This is a genomic window from Flaviaestuariibacter amylovorans, assembly GCF_039541815.1.
GTDB lineage: Bacteria > Bacteroidota > Bacteroidia > Chitinophagales > Chitinophagaceae > Flavisolibacter > Flavisolibacter amylovorans.
On the sequence record NZ_BAABGY010000005.1, the window covers coordinates 175242 to 192866 of the forward strand.

The 17625-nt window shown below is 60.6% G+C and carries 13 protein-coding genes; 5 read left to right on the top strand and 8 right to left on the bottom strand.

Annotation, left to right across the window (positions count from 1 at the left end):
• Nucleotides 1–524: 524 nt before the first annotated feature.
• The 4 genes from ypfJ to ABD937_RS06055 form a co-directional block, all read right to left on the bottom strand.
• Nucleotides 525–1379, bottom strand: a complete 855-nt coding sequence (ypfJ, locus tag ABD937_RS06040; RefSeq protein WP_345254250.1) for a KPN_02809 family neutral zinc metallopeptidase — start codon at nucleotides 1377–1379, stop codon at nucleotides 525–527.
• Between the two features lie 232 nt (nucleotides 1380–1611).
• Entirely contained in the window at nucleotides 1612–3114 is a 1503-nt protein-coding gene (gene zwf / locus ABD937_RS06045) for a glucose-6-phosphate dehydrogenase (protein WP_345254252.1), read from the bottom strand.
• Between the two features lie 116 nt (nucleotides 3115–3230).
• Nucleotides 3231–4679, bottom strand: coding sequence for an NADP-dependent phosphogluconate dehydrogenase (gene gndA, locus ABD937_RS06050; RefSeq protein WP_345254253.1), 1449 nt, complete (start codon nucleotides 4677–4679; stop codon nucleotides 3231–3233).
• A 166-nt stretch (nucleotides 4680–4845) separates the two neighbouring features.
• On the bottom strand, nucleotides 4846–5298 hold the full coding sequence (locus ABD937_RS06055; RefSeq protein ID WP_345254255.1) for a c-type cytochrome: 453 nt from the start codon (nucleotides 5296–5298) through the stop codon (nucleotides 4846–4848).
• 111 nt (nucleotides 5299–5409) lie between these two features.
• On the opposite strand from ABD937_RS06055, the gene ABD937_RS06060 reads away from it, so the two are divergent.
• From ABD937_RS06060 to ABD937_RS06075, 4 genes are all read left to right on the top strand, one after another.
• Nucleotides 5410–5754 (top strand): carboxymuconolactone decarboxylase family protein, encoded by a 345-nt coding sequence (locus tag ABD937_RS06060; RefSeq protein ID WP_345254257.1) that lies wholly within the window; start codon nucleotides 5410–5412, stop codon nucleotides 5752–5754.
• Nucleotides 5755–5887: 133 nt separating this feature from the next.
• Nucleotides 5888–6259, top strand: a complete 372-nt coding sequence (locus ABD937_RS06065; RefSeq protein WP_345254259.1) for a four helix bundle protein — start codon at nucleotides 5888–5890, stop codon at nucleotides 6257–6259.
• 61 nt (nucleotides 6260–6320) lie between these two features.
• On the top strand, nucleotides 6321–7355 hold the full coding sequence (locus tag ABD937_RS06070; protein WP_345254261.1) for a 2-oxoacid:ferredoxin oxidoreductase subunit beta: 1035 nt from the start codon (nucleotides 6321–6323) through the stop codon (nucleotides 7353–7355).
• A gap of 175 nt (nucleotides 7356–7530) precedes the next feature.
• On the top strand, nucleotides 7531–10365 hold the full coding sequence (locus tag ABD937_RS06075) for a hypothetical protein (RefSeq protein WP_345254263.1): 2835 nt from the start codon (nucleotides 7531–7533) through the stop codon (nucleotides 10363–10365).
• Nucleotides 10366–10429: 64 nt separating this feature from the next.
• On the opposite strand, the gene pheS is transcribed toward ABD937_RS06075, so the two are convergent.
• A complete protein-coding gene (gene pheS / locus ABD937_RS06080; RefSeq protein ID WP_345254265.1) occupies nucleotides 10430–11461 on the bottom strand; it encodes a phenylalanine--tRNA ligase subunit alpha in 1032 nt (343 codons plus the stop codon).
• Between the two features lie 502 nt (nucleotides 11462–11963).
• Here pheS and ABD937_RS06085 point away from each other — a divergent pair.
• Entirely contained in the window at nucleotides 11964–13097 is a 1134-nt protein-coding gene (locus tag ABD937_RS06085; protein ID WP_345254266.1) for an arginase family protein, read from the top strand.
• 123 nt (nucleotides 13098–13220) lie between these two features.
• Here the strand turns inward: ABD937_RS06085 and mscL are convergent, their stop codons facing one another.
• The 3 genes from mscL to ABD937_RS06100 form a co-directional block, all read right to left on the bottom strand.
• Nucleotides 13221–13607, bottom strand: a complete 387-nt coding sequence (mscL, locus tag ABD937_RS06090; protein WP_345254267.1) for a large conductance mechanosensitive channel protein MscL — start codon at nucleotides 13605–13607, stop codon at nucleotides 13221–13223.
• Nucleotides 13608–13769: 162 nt separating this feature from the next.
• On the bottom strand, nucleotides 13770–15806 hold the full coding sequence (locus ABD937_RS06095) for a M13 family metallopeptidase (RefSeq protein ID WP_345254269.1): 2037 nt from the start codon (nucleotides 15804–15806) through the stop codon (nucleotides 13770–13772).
• 178 nt (nucleotides 15807–15984) lie between these two features.
• Complete coding sequence (locus ABD937_RS06100) at nucleotides 15985–17484, bottom strand: trypsin-like peptidase domain-containing protein (protein ID WP_345254271.1); 1500 nt, start codon at nucleotides 17482–17484, stop codon at nucleotides 15985–15987.
• Between the last annotated feature and the right edge of the window lie 141 nt (nucleotides 17485–17625).

The window sequence follows — 17625 nt, forward strand, 5'->3', positions numbered from 1 at the left end:
GCACCACCCCCGTTGGCTTTGTGAAAGGACGGCAAAGGTAGGGGAAAGATCGCAGATCTCAGATCTTGGATTTCAGATTTCTTTCGGGCTGGGCTGCTTTAACAGATCCGGAATAAACACTCCGTACCGGAATTTCGAATTCTCTCCTGAATGTGTGGTCCGAAGGCGGTTTAAGCAAAAGAAGGGTTTCTTTACCGCTAAGAAAAGAAGAAGCTAAGGTTTTCGCTAAGAATAGGGTCTATCGGTCTATTTGTCTATTGGTCTCGACGAAGCCGGGCCTGTCGGGATGCCGGCCGTAGCGCCGGCATAAGAGGTCGGTTCTGCGCAGCATAGTTTATCGTATGGAAAGATCTTAACCGCGGAGACTTGCCGATTCTGAACCAAAGTTGCCCGCAAAATCATCCGCGCTTATCGTATAGAATCCGTTAGATCTGCGTTCTTTCTTTCTGGACCCTCCCCGTGCGGTGGTCCATAAAAAAAAGAGGAACGACCGTCCCTCTTCATTTCGATACTGTTCTGCAGTTCTACAGGTCGTTCGTATTAAACGTATCTCCCTGGTTGATATCCCCGGTCTCGAAGCCTTTTTTGAACCAGCGCATCCGCTGCTCGGAGGTGCCGTGGGTGAAGCTCTCCGGAACGGTATAGCCTTGCGATTGCTTCTGGATATTGTCGTCGCCGATGGCGTTGGCCGCACGGAGCGCCTCTTCAATGTCGCCTTCTTCGAGGTAGCCCTTGCCTTTCTGGTAGTGGGCGAACACCCCGGCAAAGAAGTCGGCCTGCAGCTCCATGCGCACCGAAAACTGGTTGTATTCGGCTTCGCTCACCCGGCCCCGCATCCGGGCCATCTTTTCCGAAGTGCCCATCAGGGTCTGGATGTGGTGCCCCACCTCGTGTGCGATCACGTAGGCCATGGCGAAGTCGCCGCCGCCACCGAAGCGGTTGCGAAGCTCGTTATAGAAGGAAAGGTCGACGTATACTTTCTGGTCGGCCGGGCAGTAGAAAGGGCCGCTCTGGGCGCTCGCATAGCCGCAGCCGCTCTGCACCCGGTCGGTAAACAGCACCAGCGTGGGCGCCGGGTAGCGCTGTCCGGCGCGCTGGAAGAGCTGTCCCCATACGTCCTCCGTATCGGCCAGCACCACCTTCACGAAGGAAGCCAACTGGTCCTCGGCCGCGCGCTGCTCGGTCGATACCTGCTGGGTTGTTTGCCCCGGAAGGGGCGCCATCTGGCCATCGCCGCCGTTGCCGCCTCCCAGTAAGAAGTTGAGTACCAGGGCAATAACACCGAGGATGCCCCCGCCGGCTGCGATCCCGCCACCCGACATGCCACCGCCGCGGCGGTCGTCCACATTACCACTTTCCCGTCTGCCTTGCCATAACATAGTAGAAGCTTTAGAGTAGTATAAAAGTAAAAAACGTGCCGGAGGGAGAGCGGATGGGGTAATGGGGGAATGGGAGCATGGGAGAATACGTTCCGGGCACTGATTCCAGGGACGGAAAGGCCTTGTTCACTCGGAAAGCTAACGTCTGCCTTATCATGATGAGCGCTCCCGTTCCTGTTCACCGGCGATGGTTTTTAGAATTACCCCATTCCCCCATCACCCCATTCTCCCATCAGCTCTCCGGAAGTGTGGCCCAGTGGAAGCCATCGCGGGCGATGAGGGCCTCCGCGTCTTCCGGACCCCAGGTGCCGGGGGCATAATTGGGGAAGTCGACGGGCGGCTTGCTGGCCCACACGGCCATCACGGGGGCGATCACCTTCCAGGCCGCTTCCACCTGGTCGGCCCGCATAAAAAGCGTCGGGTTGCCTTCGATCACGTCTTCCAGCAGCGTTTCGTAGGCTTCGGGCTGGCTGTCCTCATCGCCGTCGGGGGCGTAATCGAAACGCATATCCACCGGCCGGAGCGTCATGTGCGGCCCGGGCTGCTTGGCCTGGAAGCGCAGGCGGATGTCCATGGTGGGCGCGATGGCGATCGTAAGGCGGTTCGGCCGCCAGGTGTGGCTTGCCTCTTCGGGGAAGGCAAAGTCGGGCGCCGGCTTGAACTGGATCGTGATCACGGTCTCCTTCTCGGCGAGGCACTTGCCGGTGCGCACGTAAAAGGGCACGCCCTTCCAGCGCCAGGTGTCCACGAAGAGGCGGAGCGCGGCAAAGGTCTCGACGCCGGACTGCGGGGCCACGTCTTTTTCCTGTCGGTAGCCGGGCACCTTGTTGCCCTGCAGCCAGCCGGGGCCATACTGGCCGCGTACGGCGTGCTGGTGCACGTCGCCGGGTTCGATCCGGCGGACCGCCTGCAGCACGTCGAGCTTCTTGTTCCGGATCTCGTCGGCGGCAAACGAAATGGGCGCTTCCATGGCGATCATGCACAGCATCTGCAGCACATGGTTCTGCACCATATCGCGCAGGGCGCCGGAGCTTTCGTAGTAAGCCCCGCGGTTCCCGACGCTGACCGTTTCCGAAGCGGTTATCTGCACGTAGTCGATGTAGTTGCTGTTCCAAACCGGCTCGAAGAGCGTATTGGCAAAGCGGAGGGCGAGCAGGTTCTGCACCGTTTCCTTGCCCAGGAAGTGGTCGATGCGGTAGATCTGCTCTTCGGCGAAGAGCGTACGCAGCAGGGCATTCAGTTCCCGCGCGCTTTCGAGGTCGTGGCCGAATGGCTTTTCGAATACCATGCGGTGCCGCTTCGGGTCCGAAGCCAGCTTCGCCTTGTGCAGTTTTTTGACGATCACGGGCGCGAGGTTAGGCGCTACCGACAGGTAGTAGATCACGTTGGCCGGCTCCTTCCAGCCTTTTTCGAGCGCGGCGATCTCGGCAGCCATGTCCTTATAGGCTTTGTCCTGTCCGAGGTCGTGGCGGCTGTAGGTGATGTTGCGCGCGAACTTGTTCCAGTGTGTCTTCAGCGCTTCCTTGCGCCGGGAGTGGGCCTGCACGCCCTTGCGCAGGTGCGTCCGGAAGGCGGTGTCGGCCAGCTCACTGCGCCCGATGCCGATGACCGCCACCCGCTCCGGCAGGTAGCCGTCAAGGTGCAGGTTGAACAGGGCGGGGATGAGCTTGCGCTGCGCGAGGTCGCCCGAGCCGCCGAAGATGTAGATGATCGTTGGAGGAATATTGTTGCTCACGGGGAGAAAGGTTTAGGAGGGTTCAGGTGGGTTTAGGAGGGTTCAGAAGGGTCGGGATGTCTGTATGCGGCTACACGCCAACCTTCCTGAACCTTTCTGAACCCTCCTGAACCTGTTTACGTTACCGGATTATCGCTTTGGGTCTTATCCCGGTTCCATTCGGTGTGGAAGACGCCTTCGCGGTCGGTGCGGCGGTAGGTATGGGCGCCGAAGTAGTCGCGCTGGGCCTGCACGAGGTTGGTGGGCCCGCGGCCGGAGCGGAGCGCATCGAAATAGGCGAGGGCGCTGCTCATGGCTGCCAGCGGGATGCCCCCTGCAACGCCTTTGGAAACGACGCCGCGCAGCGCGCCGGTTCTTTGCTGCAGCCAGGAAGCGAGCGCCGGGTGTAGTAGTACGGACGGCAGTTTCGGTTGCTCGTCGAAAGCGTCGGCAAACAGGGGCAGCAGCCCGGAGCGGATGATGCACCCGGCCCGCCACACGCGTACCACGGAGGCCATCGGGATCTCCATCTGGTAAGCATCCGAAGCCGCCACAAGCAGGCTGAGCCCCTGCGCATAGGCGATCACGAAGCAGACCGACAGCGCCGTTTCGAGCTCCGCCGCGTCTTCTTCGGTGAATACCGCTTCTGCCCTGGGTTCCTGCGGGAAGAGGGCTTCCACCCGCAGCCGGAGCTCCTTGCCGCCGGAGAGCGTGCGGGCCGACACGGCGGCATCGATGGTAGGGATCGCCACGGGAAGATCCATGCCTTCTACCGAGGTCCATTTGCCGGTGCCCTTAGAGGCAGCCGCGTCGAGGATCCGGTCGATCAGGTAGGTGGCGCCGGAGGCGTCCTCGTCGTCGAGCACAGTAAAGATGTCGGCCGTGATCTCCACGAGGTAGGAGCGCAGCGGGCCCTCGTTCCACCGGGAAAATACGGTAGCCAGCTGCTTGTTGGAATAGCCACCCCGGCGCATCAAGTCGTAGGCTTCGGAAAGCAGCTGCATGAGGGCGTACTCGATGCCGTTGTGCACCATCTTCACATAGTGGCCGGCGGCCTCGCGGCCCATGAAGGCCACGCAGGGCACGCCATCGTGGCTGGCAGCCACCGACTCCAGGATCGGCTTCAGGTATTCGTAGGCCGCCGCGTCGCCGCCGGGCATCAGCGAGGGACCGAGGCGGGCGCCGAGCTCGCCGCCCGACACCCCCATGCCGAAGAAGTGGATGCCGCGGGGCTGCAGCTCCCGGAAGCGCCGGTTGGTGTCTTTAAAATACGAGTTGCCGCCGTCGATGAGGATGTCGCCTTCCTGGAGGTGGGGGAGGAGGTTGGCAATGACGTCGTCGACCGGCTTGCCGGCTGGTACCAGGATCATGAGTTTGCGCGGGCGCTTCAGGCCCGCGGCGAGCAGGGTGACGTCCGTTACGCCTTTCACGGTGGTGCCGGGCCGGGCGGCGGCCTCCAGCGCGTCGGCGCGCTCCTGCTTCAGGTCGAAGCCGATCACGGAGTAGCCCTGGTCGGCGATGTTGAGCAGCAGGTTGCTGCCCATGACGCCGATGCCGATCATGCCAAAGTCGTAGGTGGGTTCCATGGCAACTAAATTAAGGGCGGGCCAGTTCGGACGCGGGAAGCGATCAGGGGGATCGGGCACTGCTGCGCCCGTTGCAGAAAAGGAGGAAAAGGGACAGGGGCGCCCAGGGTCCAAAGAAGAGGCCGCCCCTGGGGCGGCCTCTGGATAGGTTACGGCACCGGCACACTTACTGCTTGCGGGTGCTGTCGGTGCCGGCAGCGGGTCGGCTGGCCGGCGCTTCCTTGCGGGGCGCCATCGTCAGCGGCTCGGGGCGGCCGTTGTGGCAGGTATAGCAGGTCACCATCAGCTTTGTTTCCAGCTTTTTGGGATCACCTGCTTCCTCGAAATATTTCTTATTGAGCTGGTTGGTCATCTTCATCATCTCGCGGGCGATGAGCTTGTGCTTGTTGCCGTCGGAAGCCCAGTTCCACTCCTTGGTTTCCTGGTTGCGGACGTGGCAGAAATTACATTTCTGGCCAACGGAAGCGCTGAAATGCTGCATCACCGAATCCATTTGCTGCTTGGTGATGTTCTTAGGGAGGACCTTCAGGTTCTTGTACTCCGGCTCTTCGGCACGGATCGCGAAGGACATGGCCAGGATGCCGACCAACACTGATCCGAGTACGATCATTTTCTTCATAGTGCGTGGGTAGTCTTGTTTTGAGGGGCCAAGTTAACGGAAAAATCCGGGGTCATCCTTAACAAAATCGTCCGCCGGCAATCGCTACCTTTGCGGACGCAAACAACCGATATGGGTAAACTGGCCGAAGAATTCAACGAGTACCGCGCGAAGATGAACGAGGTGATCCTCTCCAAGAACAACCTGGTGATGAAGCGCCTCTGGAACCTCGATACGAATACCTATGAGAAAGGCGCCCTCGACGTGAAAACGAAAGAGCTGCTGGGCCTCGTAGCCTCGATGGTGCTCCGCTGCGACGACTGCATCAAGTACCACGTAGGCAAGTGCCACGAGAACGGCGTCACCACAGAGGAACTCTACGAGGTATTCGCCGTGGCCAACATCGTGGGCGGAACGATCGTAATCCCGCATACGAGAAGAGCGGCGGAATACTGGGAGGAGCTGATCGCGGGGTAGGGAAACAATTGAACAGGGAATAAGGAACAGGGAACACGGAAATAGGACAGAAGTAAATGAGAATATTCCCTGTATTGATTGGGATAAATCCCATGGTATCCTGAGCAGGGCTAGCCAGCTTTGAACGAAAAACATGGCTGGAAAGAAACCTTACCGGATCGATGAGCGCCTAATCGAGTTTGCCGCGGCAGTGATAAAAGTAACGGAGGCGTTGCCTTCGTCTCCGGCTGGAAGATACGTTTCGGGGCAGCTGGTACGAAGCGGTTTGGCGCCTGTACTTCAATACGGAGAGGCGCAGGCTGCGGAGAGTCCGGACGACTTCATCCACAAGATGAAAGTAGCACTGAAAGAACTACGGGAAACGTTCAATGCCTTGCGGGTAATCCGAAGGATGAATTGGATCGACCTGGGTGAAATAGAAGACAATATTAACGAGAACAACGAGCTGATCTCGATCTTCATCAAGAGCATCGAAACGGCCCGAAACAATAACAACAAAAAGTAGGGGGCTTGGCGGGGAACCATTTCTGACTTCCCTGTTCCTTATTCCCTGTTCCTTGTTTATCATGGAAACGACAACTGTAGATAAGCCGCTCCTCTCTCCCAAGGATTTCGCCACCGACCAGGAGGTACGCTGGTGCCCGGGCTGCGGCGACTATTCAATTCTGGCGCAGGTGCAGAAGGTAATGCCGACCATCGGTGTGCCGAAGGAAGACATCGTGATCATCTCCGGCATCGGCTGCTCGAGCCGCTTCCCGTATTATATGAACACCTACGGCATGCACTCGATCCACGGGCGGGCCACGGCCATCGCCTCCGGCCTCAAGGCGGCACGCCCCGAGCTCAGCGTCTGGATCGTAACCGGCGACGGCGACGGTCTTTCGATCGGCCTAAACCACACCATGCACCTCATGCGCCGCAACTTCGACGTCAACGTGCTGCTGTTCAACAACCAGATCTACGGCCTCACCAAGGGGCAATACTCGCCCACTTCCGAGGAGAACAAGGTGACGAAGTCGACCCCCATGGGCTCGATCGACCACCCTTTCAACCCGCTCGCGGTAGTGCTGGGCGGCGACGCCACCTTCGTGGCCCGCTCCATGGACCGCGACCCGAAGCACCTCCAGGCGATGCTGCTCCGCGCCAACGGCCACCACGGCACCTCCTTCCTGGAGATCTACCAGAATTGCAACATCTTCAACGACGGCGCCTTCGAGGTCTTTACCGAGAAGGGCACCAAGCTGGAGGAAGCCGTTTTCCTGGAGCAGGGCAAGCCCCTCGTATTCGGCGCGGCCGGCGATAAAGGCGTGCGCCTCAACGGACTCCGCCCCGAAGTGGTGTCCCTCACCGACGGTACCTATAGTGCCGATGACCTGTGGATCCACGACGAGACCGACCTCATGAAGGCCCAGCTGCTTACCCGCATGTTCGACGACCCGAAGGCGGACCGCCACCTCCCGCGCCCCTTCGGCGTGTTCTATGCCCACGAGCGGCCCACTTACGAGGAGATGATGACCCTACAGCTCGAAGACGCAAAAGCCCGCAAGGGCGCCGACCTCGACAAGCTGCTGCGTGGCAACGAGGTCTGGAATATCGTGTAAGGAGATTTCCGTTCTGATAGGAGAGACGCTTCGTGCGTCTCTTTTTTTTACCCGGGGGAAACCAATCGTTTCATTCCTGCGTATCTCCTATGCCGGGAAGCCCAACTTCCGGGCAAAGCACGCGCCGTGGGCTAACCTGTGGGAAACGACACCTTTAACGCTTAAAACCAAGCTTATGCTCCGTCGTTACCTTGCCCTCTCCCTACTTGTAAGCATTTGCGCGTCCACCCATGCACAGGACGGCACCCTCGTCTCCACCTTCCCCTCCGGCGGCGCAGGCCCCAACAACTCCGTGTATGCCTCCGCGGTTCAGGACGACGGCAAGATCGTGATCGGGGGCAACTTCTCGATGTACAACGGTGTGTCGCGCCCGCGCGTCGCCCGTATCAACGCCGACGGGTCCCTCGACGCAACCTTTACCCCAGTCACCGGCGCCAACGGTACGGTATGGGACATTGCCGCAAGTGGCTCCTCCTTTTACATCGTTGGCAGCTTTACCACATACAACGGCGCCGCCCGCCACCGGGTAGCCCGCGTCAACAGCAACGGCACGGTAGACGCGTCTTTCACCACCGGTAGTACCGGGGCCAACAACATCGTCCGCGCCGTTGGGGTGCAGAGCGACGGCAAGGTCATCATCGGAGGTGATTTCACCGACTACAACGGAACGCCCGTCAACCGCATCGCCCGCCTCAACACCGACGGCACGCTCGACAACAGCTTTATGGTCGGCACCGGCCTCACGGCCCGTGTGCGCTCCCTGATCGTGCAACCCGACAACAAGATCATACTGTCCGGCGACTTCAACAGTTATAACGGCACTTCCCGCAACCGCTTCCTGCGCCTCAATGCCGACGGCACAATCGACCCCTCTTTTACCATAGGCTTCGGATCAGGCGACTACACCGAAAGCCTCGCGCTGCAGAACGACGGGAAGATTCTGCTCGGTGGCGCGGCCAAAACCTATAACGGCACTGCCCGCAACCATATCGCCCGCACCAATGCCAACGGCACGCTCGACACCGGCTTCGACCCGGTCGGCGGCGCCGCCATCGCCTCCGGCACCGGTACGCCCTGGGTGCGCGCCATCGAGGTGCAGAACGACGGAAAGATCCTGCTGGGGGGCGACTTCACCCTGTTCAACGGGGCCAGCCATGTGCGGATCGTACGCCTCAACGCCAACGGATCGGTCGACGCCGGCTTCACGAGCGGATCCGGGTTTACCATCCCCACCAGCGCTACGGGCGCAGCCGTACGCACCATCCGGGTACTCAATTCCGGCGACATACTGGTGGGTGGCGACTTCCAGACCTACAACGGCGTGAGCCGCGGCTACCTGGCCTTGCTCGAGGGAAGCGCCGCCTCCGAAGTAATGACCGGCACGGTCGGGGCCTCCTTCTGCGCCGGCAGCTCGCTGACGGTGCCGTATACGGTAAACGGGACATTCAATATGGGCAACACCTTCACCGCGCAGCTGAGCGATGCAAACGGATCGTTCGCAATGCCCGTGTCGATCGGCTCGGTGACGGCCACAGCCTCCGGTACCATCGCCGCCACCCTGCCGGCCGGGGCTTCCGGTAACGGCTACCGCATCCGCATCGTGTCGTCTTCCCCTGTAACCACCGGCACCAACAACGGCAGCGATATCCAGGTAGCGGGCACCGAGGTGCAGCCGGTGCCGAACATGACGGTCTGCGCCGGCACAGCCGTACCCATGACCGCTTTCAGTGGGTCGGGCAACTACACCTGGACCAACGACAACCCGATGATCGGCCTCGCCGCTTCCGGCGCCGGCAACCTGCCTGCCTTTACGGCGATGAACTCCGGAGCGATGCCCCAGGTGGCCATCATCCAGGTAAGTGCCAACGAGGCCAGCTGCCCTGCCAAGCCCACTACGTTCCGCATTACCGTCAAGCCCATGCCGGTCATGAACGCCATCGCAGCGCAGTCGGTTTGCGCCGGCACACAAACGTCGTCCCTGGTGTTCAGCGGTACTGCCGGCGCCCTGTATCGCTGGACCAACTCCAACACAGACATCGGACTCGGATCGGTGGGCACCGGGTCAATAGCGGCGTTCACCGCGATGAACGGAAGCATGAATGAGCAGGTCACCGGCACCATTTCGGTGACGCCGGTGCTCAACGGTTGCAGCGGGATGCCGGTGATGAGTACGATTACCGTTACCCGCTCGGCCGGCGCGCTCAGCTACCCGCAGGCGAGCTACTGCGGCACGGGCTGGGCCTACGCCCGCGTAACAGGAACTGGCGGCGGCTCCTTCAGCGCCATGCCTTCCGGCCTCCTGCTCGATGCCGGCACCGGCGCCGTCAACCTGGCACTGTCGATGCCCGGTACCTATACCGTGTCTTATATGATCGGCGGCGCAACGGGCGCTTGTGCTTCGATGGCCAGCACACAGCTTACGGTGCTCCCGCAGGCTACGGTAAACCCGGTGCCCAACCAGGTGTATTGTGATGGAATGATGACGGCGCCGATCTCCTTCTCCGGAACGGCCTCCGGCTATGCGTGGACGAACGACAACACCGCCATCGGCCTTGCCGCCTCCGGCACCGGCACGATCCCGACGTTCATGACCACGAACCCCGGTCCCGGGTCCATTTCGGCCTCCATCCGCGTGCGCCCTCTTGGTGATGGTGCCTCGAGCTGCCCGGGCAAGGTGCGCACGTTCCGCTTTACGGTCAACGATTGTCCGCCGGTAACGATCAGCGCTGATACGGAAGGCAATGGCGACAATACGCGCATGGCTCCGCGGCTGGGCCTCAGCCCGAACCCTGCAGCAAGCCAGGTTACGGTGAGCCTGTCGGGCAGCAGCCGCCACGCGCAGGTACTGCAGTTGCTCACCCAGGGCGGCCAGCCGGCGGGGGCGCCGGTGACCTTCACCGGCAACCGCGTTATCGTTCCGTTGACCGGTCTGCGCCCCGGCATTTATTTCGTTCAGGTAACCGACACCGGCACCGGCCGCACGCTCCGCGGCACGGTGGTCAAGTTATAGCCTCTATGAATAACGCAAAAATGCCAGCCGTAAGGCTGGCATTTTTTTATGCGTTGGCCCGTAGTTATACGGCCCCGGTGAATTGCTTCAGGAAGCGGACGTCGTTCTGCGAGTACAGGCGCAGGTCGTTGACGTTGTAGCGGATCTGGGTGATGCGCTCCACGCCCATGCCGAAGGCAAAGCCCGTGTATTTGTTGGGGTCGATGCCGGCGTTCTCGAGCACCTTGGGATGCACCATGCCGCAGCCCATGATCTCTACCCATCCGGTCTGCTTGCAGAGGCCGCATCCCGAGCCGTTGCAGATGGTGCAGGTAACGTCCATCTCTGCCGAGGGCTCGGTGAAGGGGAAGTAGGAGGGGCGGAAGCGCACCTTGATGCCGGGGCCGAACATTTCCTTCACGAAGAAATACAGGGTCTGCTTGAGGTCGGCGAAGGACACGTGCTCGTCGATATAGAGTCCCTCCACCTGGTGGAAGAAGCAGTGGGCGCGCGCGGAGATCGTTTCGTTGCGGTATACGCGGCCGGGGCAGATGACACGGATCGGGAGCTTGCCCTTCTCCATCTCGCGGATCTGTACGTTCGACGTATGGGTACGCAGCAGCCAGTCGGGGTTCTGGTTGATGTAGAAGGTGTCCTGCATGTCGCGCGCGGGGTGGTTCTCCGGCAGGTTCAGCGCGGTGAAGTTGTGCCAGTCGTCCTCGATCTCCGGACCGTCGGCCACCGAGAAGCCAAGGCGCTGGAAGATCTCGATGATCCGGCGGCGTACGAGGGAGATGGGGTGGCGGCTGCCGAGGCCAAGGGCATCGCCGGGGAGCGACAGGTCCTGCTCGGGTGCGGCCGCGGTGGCCGCAGGGGCGAGGGCCTCTTTAGCCGACTCGTAGCGGCCTTCGGCAAAGAGCTTGAAGTCGTTCAGCACCTGTCCAAACTCTTTTTTACGCTCGTTGGGCACGTTGCGCATCTCGCCCATAATGGCTTTAACGATGCCCTTGGTGCCGAGAAATTTAATGCGGTACTCTTCGAGCTGCTGCGGGCTGTTGAGCTCCGCGGCCTCGATCTCCTTGCGGTAATCACCGATCTGTTGCAGGATCGCTTCCATGGCCGCAAAGATAGGGGTTCGGCCGAATGGGTCGGGGCCTCTGTCTGCTGTTTGGCCGGCCGCAGGCGGCCTTGCTTTTCTCAAAGCGGCAGGCGGGTTTCACGCGGAGACGCAAAGACGCGGGGCACGCAAAGAGCGCAAATAATGTGGAGCAAGTGCCGATGACCTTTTCGCCCCCAGGGTTAATTCAGGTTCGTTATGTTTTATTCGGCTGTCGGATCCTGGGGAGGTTGATGAGCCTGTAGCCGGCTTGCGTCGTCGAAGGGAAAACCGTAGCGTCGCCGCGTCGTAGCGCCGTTGCGTGAACAGTTCTGCCGCAGGCAGAACCCGTTATCTGCGCCTTTGCGCCTTGGCGTCTCCGCGTGCAACCCGCGTCGGTCTTTCGGAAAGGCCAGCCGCTTGCGGCGAGCGAAAAACTGGATTTCCCGTGTCCTGGTTAGCGCAGCGAACCCCTGCCACACGAAGAATTTCCCTTTCCTTAAGTTTGCCGCAAATTGAAGCGATGTCTGATTACCTGAACCTGGTGGATTTCCTGGAGCCCGTCAATACCGCCCTCATCTCCGACGACCTGGGCTACAAAGAAGGGCAGGTGGGCAAGGTGATCTCCGTGTTCGACGAAGGCTTTCCCGACCTCGACGCCGCACAGATCGTGCTGGTGGGCTGCGGCGAGCAGCGCGGCGCGGGCCTCCGCGGTACCAGCACCGCGCCCGATGCGATCCGTAAGGCGTTCTACAGCCTCTATTACTGGCACAACGACGTGCAAATCGCCGATATCGGCAACGTCAAAACCGGCTCTTCGCTCGCCGATTCTTACGCAGCACTCAAGATCGTGCTGCGCGAGCTCATGGGCATCGGCAAGCGCGTGGTGGTCCTCGGCGGCTCCCACGACCTTACCCTCGCGCAGTATTATGCATTCGCCGCCGACGAGAAGGCCATCGAGGCCGTAGGCGTTGATGCGGTGGTCGACATTCATATCGACTCGCCGCAGCGGGCCGATAACTTCCTCATGGAGCTCCTCACCGCGGAGCCCAACTTCATGACGCACTACAACCACCTGGCCTTCCAGAGCTACTTCGTGCACCCGCGCATGCTCGAAACGATGGACAAGCTGCGCTTCGACTGCTTCCGCGTGGGCACCGTAAAAGAGCACCTCGAGGAGATGGAGCCCGTGATCCGCAATTGCCACCTGCTGTCGTTCGACATCGCCGCCTTTGCCCATGCCTTTGCGCCGGCCACGCGGCTGTCGCCCAACGGCCTCAACGGGGAGGAGGCTTGCACGCTGATGCAGTATGCCGGCATGAGCCCGCACCTGCAATGCCTCGGCATCTACGGCTTCGTGCCCGAGCAGGATCCTTCCGGGCTCACGGCCATGCAGGTGGCGCACATGCTCTGGTACCTGCTCGACGGCTGCAGCCGCGGCGCCCGCGAGGTGGGGCTCGACGAACGCGATCACTTCAACGAGTTTCATACGATGTTCGCCGAGGTGGATACCGTATTTCTACAAAGCAAGCGCACCGGCCGCTGGTGGATGCAGCTCCCCGACGAGCGCTTCATCGCCTGCTCGCACCGCGACTACCAGCAGGCCGCCAACAACGATATCCCCGAGCGCTGGCTCCGCGCGCAGGAACGCCCGTAGGAATATCGAATATCGAATGGTGAATAGCGAATGATGAAGTTGTCTGCTGCAAAACAAAAGCCCTCCTGACGGAGGGCTTTCTATTTCGACATTCATCATTCCTTGTTCAATATTCGATATTCCCTACTTCTTTATACTGTCGCGGATTTCCATGAGCAGCTTTTCCTGCAGCGTGTAGATCGGGGCTGCAGGCTCCGTGGTTGCCGGGGCCTCTTTCTTGCGCTTCATCCGGTTGATGCCTTTGATGACGAGGAAGAGCGCGAGGGCTACGATGATGAACTTGATGATCGCCGCCAGGAAGGACCCGTACTTGATCCCGTTCCAGGCGAGGTCCTTGATGTCTTTGATGCGTGCCGCCTCGAGGGCAGGGTTCAGGATCGCCGGGGTGATGATGTCGTCGACAAGGGATGTCACGATGGCTCCGAATGCGGCGCCCATGATCACGGCGATTGCGAGGTCCACTACGTTGCCCTTAAGGGCGAATTCCCTGAATTCTTTTGAAAATCCCATGTGCTGTTGGTTTATTGGTCAAAGATGGGTTCCTCCAATTAAAAATAGCAGTCCTGTTGGATAAAAAGGCTCATCCGCACGGCAACCCCGTCCTTTCTAACGGCAAAAGGCCCCCGAAGGAGCCCCTTACTGATCTGAGATCGCAGGTCTGAGATCGCAGATCTACCAGATGCGGATGCGTTGCTCCGGCGCTTTGTACATCTTGTCGCCGGGCTGGATATTGAAGGCCTGGTACCAAGCGTCCATGTTTACAATGGGGCCATTGGCGCGGTGCTCGCCGGGCGAGTGCGGGTCGGTGAGGATCAGTTGCGCCATCGCCTCGGGCGTGGCATTGCTGCGCCATACCTGTGCCCAGCTCAGGAAGAAGCGCTGCGCCGGCGTGAAGCCGTCGACCTTCTTGCCCTCCTGGAACTGCTTCGTCTTGGTGAACGCCTCGTAGGCCATGCTCAGTCCGCCCAGGTCGGCGAGGTTCTCGCCCAACGTGAGGCGGCCGTTCACATGCAGGGTGTCGAGCACCGTGAACGCGTTGTATTGGGCCACCACCTGGTCCGCGCGCTGCTTGAAGAGGTCCGCGTCGGCCTTTGTCCACCAGTCGCTCAGGTTGCCGGACGCGGCATACTGGCGGCCCTGGTCGTCGAAGCCGTGGGTGATCTCGTGGCCGATCACGGCGCCGATGCCGCCGTAGTTTACGGCATCATCCGCACCGAAGTCGAAGAAGGGGAACTGCAGGATGCCCGCGGGGAAGGCGATCTCGTTGTTCACCGGGCTGTAGTACGCGTTGATGGTCGGCGGCGTCATGCCCCACTCGGTGCGGTCCACCGGGCGGCCGAAGCGACCGATCATCTCGTTGTAGCGCCACTGCGCCGATCGGCGCACGTTGCCCAGCAGGTCGTTGGCGGCGATGTTGATCGAGCTGTAATCCTTCCACTTGTCGGGATAAGCGATCTTCTTGGTAAAGGCATTGAGCTTCTCGAGCGCGCGCACCTTGGTTTCCTGGCTCATCCAGTCGAGTCCCTTGATGCGGCTGGCAAAGGTCTCCTGCAGGTTGTTGACCAGCGCCAGCATGCGCTCCTTCGCTTCAGGCTGAAAGTATTTGGCCACGTAGAGCTGACCGAGGGCGTCGCCGAGCTGCTGGTCGATGAGGCCGCTTACGAACTGCCAGCGCGGGGCCATCTCCTTTTGCCCGGAAAGCGCCTGGCGCAGCTTGAAGTCCTGCTCGCGGAAGGAGCGGCTCAGGTAGGGGGCAGTGCTGTTAAGCAGGTTCCACTTGAGGTAGGTCTTCCAGTCTTCGAGGGGCACGGCACTTAACAGCACGTCCACGGCACGCAGGAAGTTGGGATTCGAAATAATGATGCTGTCTGCGCCCTGGAGCTTCATCTTGCCCAGCAGGCTGTTCCAGTCCACACCTGGCGTCAGGTTCGCGAGGTCCTTTACCGCAAACTTGTTATAGGTCTTGTACGGGTCGCGCATCTCCACCCGGGCCATCTGGGCCTTCGCGAGCGCGGTTTCAATACGGAGTACGGCATCGCCCATCCGGTCGGCCTCCCGGGCCCCGATACCGGCGAGCACGAACATCTCCATCAGGTGCTTCCGGTAGGCATCGCGTACCGTCGTGCTGCGCTTGTCGTTCTTGAGGTAATAGTCGCGGTCGGGGAGCGTGATGCCGCCCTGGCCGATCTGCGGGATGTACTGGTCTACCTTCTTGCGGTCCTGCGAGATGGTGAACGAGAAAAGGGCGCCGCCCATGCCCTGGGTACGCTCCCAGGCCAGCTCGTCGAGGAAGGCCTGTGTGCTGGTGAGGGCGTCGATGCGCTGCAGGTCGGCACGGATGGGATTCATCCCCTGCGACTCGATATGGGCCGTATCCATGCCGCTGCGGTAAAAGTCGCCGATCTTCTGCTGCTTCGGGTCGGAACTGTTTTTACCAGCCTCCTCGAGCAGTTTGCGGAGGCGGCGGCTGCTTTCCTCGCGAAGCTCGTCGAAGGAACCCCAACGGGTTTTGGACGCCGGCACCGGGTTCTTCTTGAGCCAGCTGCCGTTGGCGTAATAATAGAAGTTGTCGCCCGGCTTTACGGACAGGTCCATGTTGGCGCGGTCGATGTACTTCGGCTTTTTGGGCTTCGGATCCTCCGGCGGCATGAAGCCCAGGAGGCCGGCGGCTGCGGCGCCGCAAAGCGTGAACGTTACCAGTAATCTCATGTGCATTTTGTAATTAAGGCGTCTAATGTACAGCAGCGGCAGCTAGAAAAAAACCTTAGTAGACCCGAAAAATCCGCGCTCCGCCTCACTTTTAAGAGTTTGTGCCGGCACACCGGGCCTGGTTCAACAAAAAAAGCCGGCCCTTGCGGGACCGGCTTCGTTATCGTTTAGTGACGTCTTACTGGTCGAGGTTCATCGGGTAGGTGTAGGTGCCATCGTATCCGGGGTAGATCCCTTCAACGCGAACCGGGCCGCCGGCTGCCGTGAGCAGCTGCGCCAGCGCATCCACGCTGCCGACCTCCTGTCCGTTCACCGAGATGATCACGAACCCGGGCTGCATCCGCGTGCGCGAGATGGGGCCGCCGTCGGTGATCTTGTTTACGACCACGCCGCCGGAGATGCCGTACTGGCGGGCCTTCGCCTTATCGAGCGTCGTCAGCTCGGCGCCGAGGCGGTTGCCGATGTTCTGCGTGATGACATCGCCCTTCTTCTTGAGCACCACTTGTGTGGCTACTTCCTTGTTGTTGCGGAGATACACGACCTCCACCTTGTCGCCGGGGCGGAAGTTGGCGATCTGGGCGCTCATCTGGATGCCGGAGTTCACGGCGGCGCCATTCACCTTGGTGATGATGTCGCCTTTCTTGATGCCGGCAGCAGCAGCACCGCCTTCAGGCGATACGCCCGATACGAGCACGCCGTCGGTATTGGTGGGCAGGCCCTGGGCCTTGCGCTCGTCGTCCGACAGGTCATCGGTGGCGATGTAGTTGATGCCGAGGTAGCCGCGCTGCACGTCGCCGAAGCGGATGATGTCGTCCACGATCTTCTTTACGATATTGACCGGGATGGCGAAAGAATAGCCGGCATAGGTGCCCGTGGGGGCAAGGATGGCCGAGTTGATGCCGATGAGCTCACCACTGGGGTTCACGAGCGCACCACCCGAGTTGCCCTGGTTTACGGCAGCGTCGGTTTGGATGAACGATTCTACCGGCGTCTCGCTCTGGCGGCGGTTGATGTTGATGGAGCGGCCCGTGGCCGACACGATTCCTGCCGTTACGGTAGTTTCCAGCGTGAGGGGGTAGCCGATGGCAAGTACCCACTGGCCGAGCTGCAGGTTGGCGTTGTTGCCGTAGATCAGGAAGGGAAATTTATTGCCGTCGATCTTCAGTACGGCGAGGTCCGAGCTCGGGTCGCGGCCGATGAGGCGGGCCTTGTACGATTTGCGGTTGTTGAGGGTGACGTTGATCTCGTCGGCAACGCCGTCGTTGCCGTTGGAGATAACGTGGTTGTTGGTGACGATATAGCCGTCTTCCGAGATGAGCACGCCGGAGCCGGAGGCCCGCTGCTCGGGGATCACGTTGGGGCTGCCACCGAAAAAGTCGCCGAACCAGTCGTCGAACATCTCGTTGTTGCGGCGCAGGTTGGATACCTTCTTGGCGGGGATCTTCGTTTTGATGTGCACCACGGCCGGCACGGCGGCGTTGGCGGCGCGGGTGAGGTCTACGGTCTCCGCGGGGTTGCCGGTATTGCCGGTGAAGCCGGCGTAGTTGACCGGGAGCCCGCCCGTGGCCGTGCCCACGGCATAGCGCTCGGGGGCGATGAATTTATTGTAGGCGAAGATGCTGCCGAACGTGGTTGCAGCACTAATGCCGACAATGGCCAGAACTTGTTTCCATTTCATAGTGTGCTATTGAATTAGGTTATTGAATACTGTCAAATTGTATGCCTCTATAGAAACAAAATAACGCTCGGCGTCCTCCTTTTACACAACCGCACGGCCAGTTTAACAAAGCTTTACTAAGGTCTTCGTAGATCACGTAAG

Coding starts and splice junctions, on each gene's coding strand:
- ABD937_RS06075 (WP_345254263.1), top strand. CDS start 7,531: ATGCTCCGTCGTTACCTTGCCCTCTCCCTACTTGTAAGCATTTGCGCG.
- ABD937_RS06095 (WP_345254269.1), bottom strand. CDS start 15,806: ATGAGATTACTGGTAACGTTCACGCTTTGCGGCGCCGCAGCCGCCGGC.
- ABD937_RS06060 (WP_345254257.1), top strand. CDS start 5,410: ATGGGTAAACTGGCCGAAGAATTCAACGAGTACCGCGCGAAGATGAAC.
- ABD937_RS06085 (WP_345254266.1), top strand. CDS start 11,964: ATGTCTGATTACCTGAACCTGGTGGATTTCCTGGAGCCCGTCAATACC.
- ABD937_RS06070 (WP_345254261.1), top strand. CDS start 6,321: ATGGAAACGACAACTGTAGATAAGCCGCTCCTCTCTCCCAAGGATTTC.
- ABD937_RS06055 (WP_345254255.1), bottom strand. CDS start 5,298: ATGAAGAAAATGATCGTACTCGGATCAGTGTTGGTCGGCATCCTGGCC.
- ypfJ (WP_345254250.1), bottom strand. CDS start 1,379: ATGTTATGGCAAGGCAGACGGGAAAGTGGTAATGTGGACGACCGCCGC.
- mscL (WP_345254267.1), bottom strand. CDS start 13,607: ATGGGATTTTCAAAAGAATTCAGGGAATTCGCCCTTAAGGGCAACGTA.
- gndA (WP_345254253.1), bottom strand. CDS start 4,679: ATGGAACCCACCTACGACTTTGGCATGATCGGCATCGGCGTCATGGGC.
- pheS (WP_345254265.1), bottom strand. CDS start 11,461: ATGGAAGCGATCCTGCAACAGATCGGTGATTACCGCAAGGAGATCGAG.
- ABD937_RS06100 (WP_345254271.1), bottom strand. CDS start 17,484: ATGAAATGGAAACAAGTTCTGGCCATTGTCGGCATTAGTGCTGCAACC.
- ABD937_RS06065 (WP_345254259.1), top strand. CDS start 5,888: ATGGCTGGAAAGAAACCTTACCGGATCGATGAGCGCCTAATCGAGTTT.